The sequence below is a fragment of the Henriciella marina genome (assembly GCF_027213945.1).
Lineage (GTDB): Bacteria > Pseudomonadota > Alphaproteobacteria > Caulobacterales > Hyphomonadaceae > Henriciella > Henriciella marina_A.
Genome location: NZ_JAPWGW010000001.1, coordinates 821,164 through 833,867, shown reverse-complemented (window position 1 = coordinate 833,867; position 12,704 = coordinate 821,164). Strand labels below are relative to the sequence as shown.

14 protein-coding genes are annotated in these 12,704 nt (G+C 59.7%); 7 read left to right on the top strand and 7 right to left on the bottom strand.

All coding sequences use genetic code 11. The features are described from left to right. The first annotated feature begins 89 nt into the window (after nt 1–89). The 3 genes from O4G74_RS04225 to O4G74_RS04215 all read left to right on the top strand — a co-directional run bounded on the left by O4G74_RS04225 (nt 90) and on the right by O4G74_RS04215 (nt 2,617). A complete protein-coding gene (locus tag O4G74_RS04225) occupies nt 90–920 on the top strand; it encodes a CAP domain-containing protein (RefSeq protein WP_269401408.1) in 831 nt (276 codons plus the stop codon). Nucleotides 921–1,044: 124 nt separating this feature from the next. Further along, nucleotides 1,045–1,731 carry a uridine kinase gene (udk, locus tag O4G74_RS04220; protein WP_269401407.1) on the top strand — a complete coding sequence of 229 codons (687 nt, stop codon included), beginning with the start codon at nt 1,045–1,047 and terminating at the stop codon, nt 1,729–1,731. Between the two features lie 196 nt (nt 1,732–1,927). After that, nucleotides 1,928–2,617 (top strand): CAP domain-containing protein, encoded by a 690-nt coding sequence (locus O4G74_RS04215; protein ID WP_269401406.1) that lies wholly within the window; start codon nt 1,928–1,930, stop codon nt 2,615–2,617. Between the two features lie 16 nt (nt 2,618–2,633). On the opposite strand, the gene O4G74_RS04210 is transcribed toward O4G74_RS04215, so the two are convergent. The 3 genes from O4G74_RS04210 to O4G74_RS04200 form a co-directional block, all read right to left on the bottom strand. Then, nucleotides 2,634–3,314: a nitroreductase family protein gene (locus tag O4G74_RS04210; RefSeq protein WP_269401405.1), complete on the bottom strand. Its 681-nt coding sequence runs from the start codon at nt 3,312–3,314 to the stop codon at nt 2,634–2,636. A 37-nt stretch (nt 3,315–3,351) separates the two neighbouring features. Next, on the bottom strand, nt 3,352–3,951 hold the full coding sequence (locus O4G74_RS04205) for an NAD(P)H-dependent oxidoreductase (protein WP_269401404.1): 600 nt from the start codon (nt 3,949–3,951) through the stop codon (nt 3,352–3,354). A 97-nt stretch (nt 3,952–4,048) separates the two neighbouring features. Continuing rightward, nucleotides 4,049–4,705, bottom strand: coding sequence for an SDR family oxidoreductase (locus tag O4G74_RS04200; RefSeq protein WP_269401403.1), 657 nt, complete (start codon nt 4,703–4,705; stop codon nt 4,049–4,051). A 133-nt stretch (nt 4,706–4,838) separates the two neighbouring features. Here O4G74_RS04200 and O4G74_RS04195 point away from each other — a divergent pair, with 133 nt between their 5' ends. Beyond that, on the top strand, nt 4,839–5,741 hold the full coding sequence (locus tag O4G74_RS04195) for an SDR family NAD(P)-dependent oxidoreductase (protein WP_269401402.1): 903 nt from the start codon (nt 4,839–4,841) through the stop codon (nt 5,739–5,741). Nucleotides 5,742–5,748: 7 nt separating this feature from the next. On the opposite strand, the gene O4G74_RS04190 is transcribed toward O4G74_RS04195, so the two are convergent. Continuing rightward, nucleotides 5,749–6,195 carry an Lrp/AsnC family transcriptional regulator gene (locus tag O4G74_RS04190; protein ID WP_269401401.1) on the bottom strand — a complete coding sequence of 149 codons (447 nt, stop codon included), beginning with the start codon at nt 6,193–6,195 and terminating at the stop codon, nt 5,749–5,751. 173 nt (nt 6,196–6,368) lie between these two features. On the opposite strand from O4G74_RS04190, the gene O4G74_RS04185 reads away from it, so the two are divergent. Next, nucleotides 6,369–7,331 (top strand): TolB family protein, encoded by a 963-nt coding sequence (locus O4G74_RS04185; RefSeq protein ID WP_269401400.1) that lies wholly within the window; start codon nt 6,369–6,371, stop codon nt 7,329–7,331. A gap of 52 nt (nt 7,332–7,383) precedes the next feature. Here O4G74_RS04185 and O4G74_RS04180 read toward each other — a convergent pair whose 3' ends face one another. The 3 genes from O4G74_RS04180 to O4G74_RS04170 form a co-directional block, all read right to left on the bottom strand. Continuing rightward, a complete protein-coding gene (locus O4G74_RS04180) occupies nt 7,384–8,199 on the bottom strand; it encodes an enoyl-ACP reductase FabI (protein ID WP_269401399.1) in 816 nt (271 codons plus the stop codon). A gap of 63 nt (nt 8,200–8,262) precedes the next feature. Beyond that, nucleotides 8,263–8,817 (bottom strand): bifunctional 3-hydroxydecanoyl-ACP dehydratase/trans-2-decenoyl-ACP isomerase, encoded by a 555-nt coding sequence (gene fabA, locus O4G74_RS04175; protein WP_269401398.1) that lies wholly within the window; start codon nt 8,815–8,817, stop codon nt 8,263–8,265. A 77-nt stretch (nt 8,818–8,894) separates the two neighbouring features. Next, on the bottom strand, nt 8,895–9,353 hold the full coding sequence (locus O4G74_RS04170) for an SH3 domain-containing protein (protein WP_269401397.1): 459 nt from the start codon (nt 9,351–9,353) through the stop codon (nt 8,895–8,897). Between the two features lie 172 nt (nt 9,354–9,525). On the opposite strand from O4G74_RS04170, the gene O4G74_RS04165 reads away from it, so the two are divergent. Together O4G74_RS04165 and O4G74_RS04160 are read left to right on the top strand one after the other, a co-directional pair. Then, the gene (locus tag O4G74_RS04165; protein WP_269401396.1) at nt 9,526–10,512 is read left to right on the top strand and encodes a 2-hydroxyacid dehydrogenase; all 987 of its coding nucleotides are present in this window, start codon (nt 9,526–9,528) and stop codon (nt 10,510–10,512) included. Between the two features lie 81 nt (nt 10,513–10,593). Next, nucleotides 10,594–12,648 (top strand): alpha/beta hydrolase family protein, encoded by a 2,055-nt coding sequence (locus O4G74_RS04160; RefSeq protein WP_269401395.1) that lies wholly within the window; start codon nt 10,594–10,596, stop codon nt 12,646–12,648. Nucleotides 12,649–12,704 lie beyond the last annotated feature (56 nt).

Sequence of the window (12,704 nt, the reverse complement as noted above, 5' to 3'; positions counted from 1 at the left end):
AGTCCCTCCGTACACACACATAAAATATGCGCCGCACTTCGTCGCTTTTTCCATTGACATATAACTGTCACAAACCTTTCATGACGATTATGTTACAGAAATATGACACCTCTCGTGCTCTCGCGCTGCTGGCTTTGGCGGCAGCGTCGGGCACATTCATGGCCCTCCCAGCCACCGCCCAGTCTTCCTGCACACTCGACAATGGTTATGCAGAAGGCCTCGTCAGTTATGTCGCAGAGGTCGAATCCTGCCTCGCTGTCAGCCGCAAATTCGAAGCCCGCGCTGAATCAGCCCTGTTCGCTGCCACAAACGGCCAACGCGCGAACGCTGGCGTTTCTTCACTCAATCGCCGGTCCTCGCTCGATCGCGCCGCACGCGCGCATGCTCTGGACATGGCGGCTCGCGGCTACGCTGGTCATGATGACCTCGAAGGCCGTGGCCATATCTATCGCATGCGGGCACTGGACCGGCAGGTTCTCGCCAGCGCGACAGGTGCAAACGTTGCCGTTCTCGACGCCAACGCAACGCCGACTGAGATCTTCGAAGCGATCTCGGCCGACAGCGCAAACCGGCAGAACCTCGTCCATGATGGCTTCACCGACACGGGTCTCGGCATCGCAAAGGCCGATGGTCGCCTCTATGTGGTGCAGATGCTGACCACAGTAGACGGCGAACTGGAAACCCCGCTGCCACTTCAGGTCGCCGGTGCCACGAACATTACGCCGCGTGTGAATCAGAACTATTTCCGCACGGCCGGCTGGAATCTCAGCGATGCTTCCGGCAACCGCCTTGCTGGTGGCACGATGATGCGCATGCACGATGCCGCCATTGATAGTCAGGACACCGGCTATCTCGATGTCCTCGTGCAGCTCGACGCCGACACCTACGTCCTCAAGGGACCGATCGTCACCCGTCAGTAGCGTGCACTTTGAATGACTGGATGGGCGCTCTTTCTCATTGAAAGTGCGCCCGTCTGCGTTCCAGGGCACAAGGCCTGCGAGGTGCAGGTTTCCATTCGTGCAGCGATGCGGTTACAAGCGCGCCATGACGATGTCTCCCTTCCTTGTTGCCATGTCGGGCGGTTCCGGCTCAGGCAAGTCCACGCTCGCTGACGCACTGATCCAGCGCCTCGGGCCAGGCCGAGCGGTAATCTTCCACGAAGACGGCTATTACTGGCCGATGCGCCACTATGGCCCGTGCGATACGCCCGAACAGCGCGCCGCGATCATCGAGCAGGCCAATTATGATGACCCGGCTTCCAAGGACACCGCTCATCTCGTTAATGACATCCGGGCCCTGAAGCGCGGGCAGGTCATTGAACAACCCGTCTATGATTTTGACCGCCACGACCGCGACGAGACCCGCACGCTCCGCATCGAGCCGGCGCCCGTCATAATTCTCGAAGGCATCCACGCCCTGTCGGTCAAGGCTCTCCGTCCGCTGATCGACCTGTCCATCTATGTGGATACGCCGGATGACCTCAGACTCGCCCGCCGGATCCGGCGCGATGTGGTTGAACGTGAGCGCACCGTCCAGAATGTTCTCGAGCATTATCTGAAAACCGTTCGCGCCGCGCACTACAGATTTACGCACCCCGCCAAGTTCGAAGCTGAGCTTGTCATTGCGGATGAAGGCCTACCCGCCTATGGTAAAGTCTATCCCGGCGAAGACGCGATCGACAGAATGTTGGCCCCCGTCGTCTCGAGGCTCCAATTAATGGGTGTCTTATAAACTTTTTTGCCGTATAGTGGCAAAAATGAGGGGAATTATTGTTTTATTAACTATTTTCGTGGGTGTTTTCGCCTCACAGGCGAGGGCAGAGTGTCGTATTTCGTTTTCTGAGCGAGCTCGCGACCTGCCGACCTACGTCCAGAATGGTCAAGCTTGCCTCCAGACGATCCCTTCTGGCTTTACTTTCGACGAAGAATTGGAGGCCCGCTTCGCCGAGCGCATTAACCAGACGCGCCGCGAACATGGTCTCCCTACTCTCGTCTACCGCACTGAGCTTCGCAATGCCGCACGCTGGCATAGCCTCGACATGGCGGCGAACGATTTCTTCAATCACCAAGGCCTCGACGAAACGATGCCCAAGGACCGGATCAACGCGCTCGACCGAACGCTGCTGACCAGCCTCCTGCTCGAGAACATCGCGTCGATTACCGGCAATTTCGACTGGGACACCGTCGTTGATCGCCTGCATACCGGCCTCATGAATTCTCCCAGCCACCGCGACGCCATCTTGCGTGACGGCATCACGCATTTTGCCATGGGGGTCGTCACAACCGAACGCGGTGTCTGGCTAACAGAACTGTTCGTGCGTGAAGATGGCACCTTCGACCGCCCGGTTCCCCTGCGCTTTGAAGCCGGGACCATCATTCGCCAGCCCGCCACACTCCGCCGCTGGGCCATGAGCGGGCTAGCCATGATGTATGGCGATGACGCTGACGCTTTCGACCTCAAGGAAGAAGGCTGGGCGATGGGACGCATCCCGGCACAGATCCGCGGCAAGATCGACCTGACCGTTCGCGGTGAAAAGGCCGGTCCGCAGCCGAACCAGACCGTCTACATCCACTTTCACGGTCCTACAGTCGAAGTTCAGCCCTCAAGGTCATCCTGACCGAAGGGTTTCCACCTCATGAAAAGCTGCAGATTTCGTCAAGCGCTTTCTTCTTGAGCGCGTGCTTTGGCACCATGGCTCCTTCGGCTGGATGCCCCACAATCAGGATCAGATAGGGTTTCTCCGTATCAGGACGGTCGCAAAGGCGATTGAGAAAACTCATCGGATTTGGGGTGTGTACCAATGTTGCCAGCCCCGCCTCATGACAGGCCGCAATCAAAAGACCGGTGGCGATGCCAACGCTCTCATGGATGTAGTAATTCTTGCGATTTTCGCCCGCCGCAGCGCCGCCACGGCGCTGCGCAAAAATACAGATGAGCCAAGGCGCGGTTTCCATGTAAGGCTTCTCGGCATCGGTCCCGATGGGCGCGAGTGCGTCGAGCCATTCCTCTCCCGCCTTGCCGGAATAAAAGGCACGCTCTTCAGCCTCCGCCGCCAATCTGATCTCGCGCTTCTTCTCAGGCGAACCGACGCACGCAAAAAACCAAGGCTGGTGATTGGCGCCAGAAGGCGCTGTCCCGGCCGCCGCCACGCAGGCTTCAATCACAGCCCGATCGACCGGCGTCGCCGCAAAATCGCGTACTGAGCGCCGGGTGCTCAGGTGGCGTTGGAGCGCGTCCGCTCGCTTAAACTGCTCGTTCGGAGCGTGTTCGGTATATCCCTGTAGCGGAACATGGGTCTTCGGATCGGATTTCATGGTAGGATTTGTCGCTCAGCAACGCGACACCCGCAAGTCACGCCTTGGTGGGTTGGCGCGCGATCGCCTTGCCGCGCGCTGCCGCCTTACACTTCCACGCTTCGATCTTCCTCGGCTTCGCTGTCTTTACGGGCCCAAACTGGAAGGTTTTGAATGGCCTGATGCCAGAAAAGTTCAGGACCGTCCGCTCAACCTGGTTCTTGGCTGCGCGGCGATAGGAAAGCGCGTCAAAGATCACCGGCGCATCTGATGTCATGAATACATCCGCCGAGCGCCCCGCAAGCAGGCGGTCCCACCAAGGGCCTTTCTCATGATAGGCCATGGCGAAACCAGGCAGAAAGCAGCGGTCGATGACCCCCTTCATTTTCGCGGGCATGCCGCCCCACCATTGCGGATAGACCCAGACAAGATGGTCGGCCCAGACTGTATTCTCGCGCCATTCTTCAAGGCATGGCTCTAGCGTCTTACGGGCGTGATAGCCTTCGGTAAGGTCGGTGTCGAAATCCATCTCGTGCAGGTTCATCCGGCGCGTTTCAGCGCCGGCAGTCTCCGCCGCCTGCTGATAGGCATCTGCCAGGGCATGTGAAAGGGACGTTCCCCGCGGATGTCCCACCCAAATAAAAATACGCTTTGCCATGAACGCCCCCTAATAAACACTGAACGCATTCATAATCGTTCATTGCTGTTCATGCAACGCTTTCCGACCCGCGCATCAGTTTTGAGAGGAGCTGGCTCTAGATGCGCCGCAAACCGGAAACGGCCACATCCACCGGCACATCACCATCGGTAAGCTCGAAGATATCCTGACGGATCTCTGGCGTGTCGATCAGTTCAGCTATGAAAGCGGCGACGTTACCCCGGGCCACGTCGCCATAGGTCAGCGCGCGGCCAGCCGCGACATGCCCGTCACCGTCTCCATCCTTCAGCGTGCCGGGTCGGATAATGACATAGTCTAGACCGCTGGCAGTGAGTGCTGCGTCCGCCTGCTTCTTCTCGCGCATATAGTGCTCGAAACCTTCGCCGATATCGCGGTCTCGCCCGGCATCCGGGAAGACGGAGACGAGATAGATCCGTTTCACGCCAGTGGCGCGCGCTGCCTCGATAAGCTTCACCGGCCCCTGCCCATCAATCATGCTGGTCCGTTCAGCGCCGCTCCCTGCCGCGCCAGCCGAAAAGACGACGGCGTCCGCGCCCTTTATGACCGCGGCGAAGTCATCAGCGCTCATCTCCATGAGATCGCCCTTCGCAGGTGTCGCACCCGCATCCTTCAGGTCGCCCGCCTGCTCATCCTTGCGGTGGAGCCCGGTGACGCTGTGCCCGCGTCGGACAAGCATGGGAATAAGCCGGCTACCCACACCGCCTGTTGCACCGATAATCACGATATCTGCCATGTGGAATTCTCCTTCTTCACCAGCAGGAACAGGCCTCAGCCCATGAAGTTCCGGGCGCTTTCCCATCCGTCACCACTGGCGTGACATCCGCTCCCCACTAGGGTGGCCGAAAAGACAAGGGAGGAAGACTGGGATGAAGGATTTCAGCGGAAAGATCGCCGTGGTCACCGGCGGAGGGAACGGCATGGGCCGGGAGCTCACCAAGCAGCTTGCCGAAGCAGGCTGCAGCGTCGCCATCTGCGATATCTCTGAGAAGGACATGACCGAAACCGTCAGCGCCGCCGAAGCGCTCGCGCCTCAAGGCGTCCGCATTACGCACTTTCGCGCCGATGTCGGCAAGGAAGACGACGTCCAGGCCTTCGCCGATCATGTGCGCACGGCGCATGAAACCGACCACATCCATCTACTCATCAATAATGCAGGCATTGGCGGTGGCGGCAGCTTCGTCACCGGACCGCGTGAGAACTGGGAGCGGACCTTCAATGTCTGCTGGTATGGCGTCTACAACAATGCACGCGCCTTCATGCCCATGCTGGTCGCCGCTGATGAGGGCCACATCGTCAATGTAAGCTCGGTCAACGGCTTCTGGGCCAGCATCGGCCCGGATACGCCTCACACCGCCTATTCCGCTGCCAAATTCGCCGTGAAGGGATTTACCGAAGCCCTTATCACAGACCTTCGCCTCAACGCGCCGCACGTAAAGGCGAGCGTTGTCATGCCAGGCCATATCGGCACCCAGATCGCCCTCAACACGCTGCGCGAGTTTGGCAACGACTCTGCCATCGGCGGCGGCAATGAGGAATATGAGGCCGCCAAAGCGCGCGGCGAGCAATTCCGCGATAATGCCATCACCTCGGCCGAAGACGCCGCCCGCATCATACTCGACGGTGTACGCGCCGATGACTGGCGCATCCTTATCGGCCCCGACGCCGAAGCCATCGACGAAGCAGTCCGCAAAACCCCGAAGGCCGCCTATGAAGGCGACTTCGGCCTCAGCATCTTTGCCCGGCTACGCGAAGCCATTGCGCCGGGATGAGACGTCCTCAGACAGGAATGGCGGTATCGAATTTTACGCGTCGGTAGACGACATTCGTTGTCGTGCGCGCAATCGCCGGATTGGATAGAAATGTCTCGGCGACCCAGTCATCATAGGCCGGAAGATCCTCAAAATGGGCTATTACGATGAAGTCGACCTCACCTGACACCGTATAGCACTGACGCACTTCAGGCGCGGCCTTCATCGCCGTCTTGAACGCTTCGTAGGTGGCATGGCTTTCCTTTTCGAAGCGCACCGACACGATAACGCTTATACCCATCTGATCTGAATTGAGGATGGAGACATCCGCGGCGATCACACCCTGCTCGCGAAGCCGGGCAGCGCGCCGCCTAACCGCAGTGGCTGAAAGGCCGAGTTCCTCGCCAAGGTCATCATAGGTCCGCCGGTTGTCCTGCTGAAGCAGGTCGAGCAACCGCCTGTCAAAGCCATCCATCTCGATCTCCGGCGTTATAGGGCGCCAACTAGATCAAATGAGCCGGAAAGCGACATTTAATCCCCGGAATTAGGCGCAAAGCGCGTTCTCGCCAGCCTATCTTCTAATTCGGCCGCTAATCAGACAATTGAAACCCGGCCAAAAATCACACTTAGATTAAGGCTGGAGCCCCCATGAAACTCTCACTTCTCTCCGCGGCACTGTGTGTTTCCGGATTAAGCCTGCCCGGCCATGCCGACACATCACCCGCCAAACGCCTTGCGCCCGAAGCGCTCGGCCAGAATGGACGGATTACGCTGTCGCCAGGTTTCAGCCCTGACGGACAAACGATGTATTTCGCGCAATCCGAATGCAGCCCCATCTGGGAGTGTCCGCAATATCTGAAACGCTCGCGCCTCACCGAAGACGGCTGGTCGGCCCCGGAGCTTGTGCCCGTGCACCAGACGGGCCGCGTCGACTTCCCAAGCGTGAGCCCGGACGGAAAGACGTTGCTATTCTCATGGGCTGTCCCCCGCGCGCGCCATGAGGGGCTGGAAGTTTACGAGGACTTCGATCTCTACGCGCTGGACCTGACAGACCCGGATGCTGTGCCAAAACCGCTGGACGAACCCGACATCAACCGCCTCCGCGCTGGCAGTGTCCGCACCCTTCGCTATGTGAACAATGAAAACGCGCCGGTCCTCACTGAAGATGGCGACCTTTATTTCTGGACCGAACGTCTCGATGGGCCAGGCGAGCGAGACATTTATGTCGCGCGCGCAGACGGCCAGGGCGGCTTCCAAAAGGCAGAACCCCTGCCCGCACCGATCAACACAGACGGGCGCGATGACGGTTCATGGGTCAGCGCGGATGGCAATCTTATGCTGCTGAGCTATGGCGACCGTGGTGGCGAGGGCGGCGCCGATATCTTCGTGTCCCGCCGCACTGGCGAGGTCTGGAGCGAACCGGTAAATCTCGGCCCACAAATCAACACGCCTGCAGGTGAATTCGCCGCCAGACTCACACCGGACGGCCAATCTATCGTCTTCAACTCCGACCGTCCCGTCGAAGGACGCGACGACAGGATCTACCAGGTCTGGATCATGCCGGTTGCGGGGATTGAGGCCTTGGCGGCCGCGGAAGACAGTGAAAGTTGAGATCCCGCCTCGACCCTCTTCACAGGGGAGGGTTGTGGTGGGGAGTTGAACCCTAGTCCTCGCCCATCTCCGGCACACCCACGACGTGGAAACCCGCATCAACGTGCAGGACTTCACCAGCCACCGAGTGGCCAATGTCGGAGAGCAGGTAGAGCGCCGCGCCTGCGACGCCTTCCATACGCGTGTCTTCCTTGAGCAGTGACATATCGCGGCCGGTCCCCATGAGGGACTTGCCGCCCATGATGCCAGCCAGTGACAACGTGCGCATCGCGCCAGCCGAGATCGCGTTCACCCGAATGCCCTGAGGGCCAAGATCGCGCGCGGCATATCGGGTCGAGGCCTCAAGCGCCGCCTTGGCAACGCCCATGACATTGTACGACGGCACAACGCGCTCTGCGCCAAGATAGGTCATGCAGATGATAGAGCCGCCGTCCGGCATGATTTCCGACGCGCGGCGGGCGCAATCGATGAAGCTGTAGACGGAGATGTCCATGGCCCGGCGAAAACCTTCGCGCGTCGTATTGGCGACCATGGAGCCCTGAAGCTCATCCTTGCCCGCAAATGCGATGGAATGGACGAGGAAGTCGATCTTGCCCCACTTCTCCTTCACCTGCGCGAAGGCGGCGTCCATGCTCGCATCGTCGGTAACGTCGGCCGGAATCATCGTGTCCATGCCGATCGACTCGACCAGCGGGCGAACCCGGCGCTCAAGGCTTTCGCCCTGATAGGTAAAGGCGATTTCGGCGCCCTGCGCGGCCAGCTGCTTGGAGATGCCCCATGCGATGGAGTTCTGGTTGGCGACACCCATAACGATGCCGCGCTTGCCCTTCATCAGATTGCCTTCCGGCATATTCCAGTCGTCAGCCATGAGCGTTCACTCCCTGCGAATATATATGTCTGTGGTCCGGGCTAGGCGCGCCGGAGGAATGCGTCAAGCGCCCGGGATACCCGTATCGCCGTCCAGCACATTCTTAAGGCCGACCTTCATGTCGAGCGCCGTATAGACGTGCTCGTCATCGACATAGACACGCCCATTGGCGATGCCGAGATTGAGCCTGCCGCGGCGCACGCGCTTCATGTCGATGATATACTTCACGAGCTTCTTGTCAGGCGTGATCTCACCGGTGAACTTCACTTCGCCAACGCCGAGCGCCCGGCCCTTGCCCGGCGAACCCGACCAGCCAAGCCAATAGCCAACAGCCTGCCACATGGCATCGAGACCAAGACAGCCCGGCATCACCGGGTCGCCCGGGAAGTGGCACTGGAAGAACCAGAGGTCAGGCTTCACGTCATACTCGCCAATAACGTGGCCCTTGCCGAACTCACCACCATCGAGACTGATCTCGGTGATGCGGTCCATCATCAGCATGGGCGGTATCGGCAGCTGTGCATTGCCGGGGCCGAAAAGCTGGCCCTGCCCGGAGATCAGAAGTTCTTCCTTGGTATAGGAGGATTGGGGCGTATGAAAATCGTGTGGTCCGCTCATGCAATGCCTCTACTTGCCGTCAATTGCGATCAGGGCATGAGCCTGCCCCAATCCGCCTTGTCAAGCAAACTGGCCCCTTACAGACCAGCTGTGTCTGTGTTCAGCCCCCAGAGCGATGGCTTGTCGATCCAGCCGGTATAGGCGCCAGCGCTGATCTCGCACCACCTGTCATTGCAGCTATGCAGCTCCGCAAGAACACCCGGCTCAATGGTGGCGCGGGCGGGCGAGGCTGATTGTGGTTTGCGGCGCAGCGCGACTTCGCGCGTCACGATCACGTGGTCAGCCTCTGTCAGCTGGCCGACATGCATCCAGACTTCGTCGCCTTCGAAATCGCGTACGCGTGCCCAGTCTGTCGTTTCCTTGACGATCAGGACAGGCATGCCGGCGCGCTCATATTCAAAGGCGACCTGATGGTCTGTGGACGGCCCGATACGTCCATTGACCCGCGCATAGCGCAGTGAGGCAAAGCGCGGCACCGGCTTTCCCGAAAACTGACTGATCTTCACCGCCTGCGCAGAGGCAGACGGCGTTGCCAACTGACAGGCAGTCAGGATAAGGCAGGCAGATAGAAAAAGACGGCAAAATCCCAGCATGTGACTATCTAGTCTTGGCTTGGTGAATCGGTCGTAAAGGCCGATGCCTCTGTCGCAGCAATTGGCGCAGGCGGTTCGCTCTGCTATGCGCTGACGGCAAGGAAAGGAAACGCGTATGACCGCAAAACGGCTGAAGGTTATCGTGACACGGCGCCTGCCGGACCCGGTGGAGCTGCGTCTGAAAGAGCTGTTCGACACTGAGCTCAACGAAACTGACACACCGTTTGATGACGCAAGGCTTGTCGACGCGGTCAAACGCGCCGACGTGCTGGTGCCAACTGTGACGGACACGATCGATGCCCGCCTCCTGGCGCAGGCCGGTCCGCAGCTGCGCCACATCGCCCAGTTTGGCGCGGGCGTCGACAATCTCGACATTGAAAGCGCCGTCCAGCGCGGCATTACGGTGACCAACACGCCGGGTGTGCTGACGGACGATACCGCTGACGTCACCATGGCCCTGATCCTGGCTGTACCGCGCCGCCTGCATGAAGGCATCAAGCTGCTGGAAGCAGGCAAGTTCGATGGCTGGGCGCCGACCTGGATGCTCGGCAAGCGGCTTGCGGGTAAACGCCTCGGCATTATCGGTATGGGCCGTATTGGACAGGCTGTGGCACGCCGCGCAAAAGCCTTCGGCCTCCAGATCCACTATCACAATCGCAAGCCGGTAAACCGTCAGGTCACCGAAGAACTGGATGCAACGTACTGGGAAAGCCTCGATCAGATGCTGGCCCGTATGGACATCATCTCGGTCAACTGTCCGCACACGCCAGCAACGTTCCATCTGCTTTCTGCCCGCCGTCTCGATCTCGTTCGCAAGGACGCCTACATCGTCAACACGGCGCGCGGCGAAGTCATCGATGAAGCTGCCCTTGCCCGCGCCCTGAAGGCTGGCAAGATCGCTGGCGCTGGCCTCGACGTGTTCGAACGTGAGCCTGCCGTGAACCCTGAACTGCTCGGCCTCTCCAATGTGATGCTCCTGCCGCACATGGGTTCTGCCACCGAGGAAGGCCGCATCGAGATGGGTGAGAAAGTCATCATCAACATCAAGACCTTCGCCGACGGCCACAGACCACCAGACCGCGTCATTCCAGCCATTCTCTAGCCGCAGGCTTGACGCCTCGGCTCGCCTGATCTCAACTCAAGATCGAGTTGAGAGGGCAGGGTTTTGAAAAGATTACTGATAATGCTGGCCTGCCTATGGCTGCCAGTCTGGGCTTCTGCGCAGGGCGGCTATGGGGACGCCCTGCGAAACAGCACCACATTTCACGATTATCTGCGCGCGCCAGCGCTGAGCAGTGTCGAACTCTCACCGAACGGCCGCTGGCTCGCGGGTGTGAAGCTGAACCATGAGGGCATCTTCGTCTTCGTCAGCGATCTCGATAATCCGCAAGCTCAGACGGTCGATCTACCCTTCGACGAATCGACATTTGTTAACTGGGTGGAATGGGCGAACGACGACTGGCTGATCACGTCAGTCACAGTCTACGGCACATTTGACGGACAGATTTATACGCGCGCGGGCCTCAACTATTACACATTCTCCGGTTTCGAGACGATGCCAATCCCGGTGACCCGGCTATACCTCGTGCGCCGTGACGGCTCAGGCGTTCAGCGTGTCTTCGAAGGCGTGAAGTCTCTTGAAAAGCGCAACCTGAACCTTGGCCGGATTGTCAGCTTCCTGCCGAATGAACCTGACCATTTTCTCGTCGCAGCCACGTTGCGCGGCGATCTCGATCTTTTCAGGGTCCAGGTTTCGACCGGTGCTCACGAACGCATCGGCGTAGGGAAGAAGGGCACGATTGGCTGGTATGCGGACATTGACGGCCAACCCGCCTTGCGGGTCGACGCAAATCGCCGAGGCACGCGGTACACATATTATGGACGGCAGGATCGCCCCAACGGCCGCACCTCCTGGAAACGTCTTAAATCGGTTCGCGCAGATGAGCGCGCTGAAACCATCAAGCAAAGCACGGAATTTCGTCCGCTCTCTCCTGGCGCGGTGACAGGCACCTATTATGTCGCCGCGCGTCCCGAAGGTGAGCCGACGACGGGTATCCATCTCTATGATTTCACGACCGACACCTATGTCCGCCCGATCCGCGTCGATCCGGACCGCGACATCGAAGACGCGCTGATCAATCCGGAGTCGTACGAATATCTTGGCAGCCGCTACTATGATGATCTGCTGAAAACCGAATTCACCGACCAGGCTATGCAGGCCCACATGGACGGCCTGTCGACCATGTTTGATGCCGCAGTGAATATCGACTGGACCGACAGCAGCCGCGACGGAAAACGCTGGTTGCTCTACGCGAGCGGTCCGCAGGAGCCGGGCACCTATTACGTCTATGACGTCGAAAACGCCCATGTCCGCAATTATGGCAGCGCGTTTCCGAACCTCTCACCCTACAGGCTGTCGCCTGTCGAGATCGTGAAATACCGGGCGCGCGACGGACTGGAGATCACCGGCTATCTGACGATGCCGAAGGGCGTCGGAGACGGCGTGATCCCTCCGGTCGTCGTCATGCCTCATGGCGGGCCGGAAATGCGCGACACGATTACATTCGACCCGCTTGCGCAGATCCTCGCCGGCAACGGCTATGCCGTGTTCCAGCCGAATTTCCGCGGGTCCTCTGGCTATGGGCTGGAGTTTGCCGATGCCGGCAGGCGCCAATGGGGCAAGGCCATGCAGCATGACATCGAAGACGGGTTCGCTCACCTCATCGCGACTGGCAAGGCCGACCCGTCCAACGCTTGCATCTTCGGATATTCCTATGGCGGGTATGCTGCCCTCGCAGCCGCCACGCTGACCCCTGACCTCTATAAATGCGTCATTGCAGCGTCCGGACCGAGCGACCTTCTTGAGATGCTGGACTGGGTGCGCGACGAGGATGGGAGCCGCTCAGACGAGTATGAGTACTGGACCCGGCACATCGGTGATCCGCGCCGCGACCGCGATGAACTTGCGGCGCATTCGCCTGCGCGCCTTGCTCAACAAGTGAAGGCGCCCGTCCTGATGATTCACGGGCATGAAGATGCGGTCGTGCCGGTCGAGCAATCATCGCTCATGGTGGAAGCACTGACCGAAGCTGGCAAAAGCGTAGAGTTCGTAGAGCTTTACCGATCCGGGCATTCACATCGCATGGCAGGTGACCAGCGCAAGGAGATGGAAGCCATTATCGGCTTCCTCGACAGCCACCTCACCGTCGATCCTCAGATCTGGTCGTTCAGCGACTGATCGCCCCAGCTCATTAACGGCAACAAAAAAGCCCGGCATCTCGCCGGGCTTTTCCT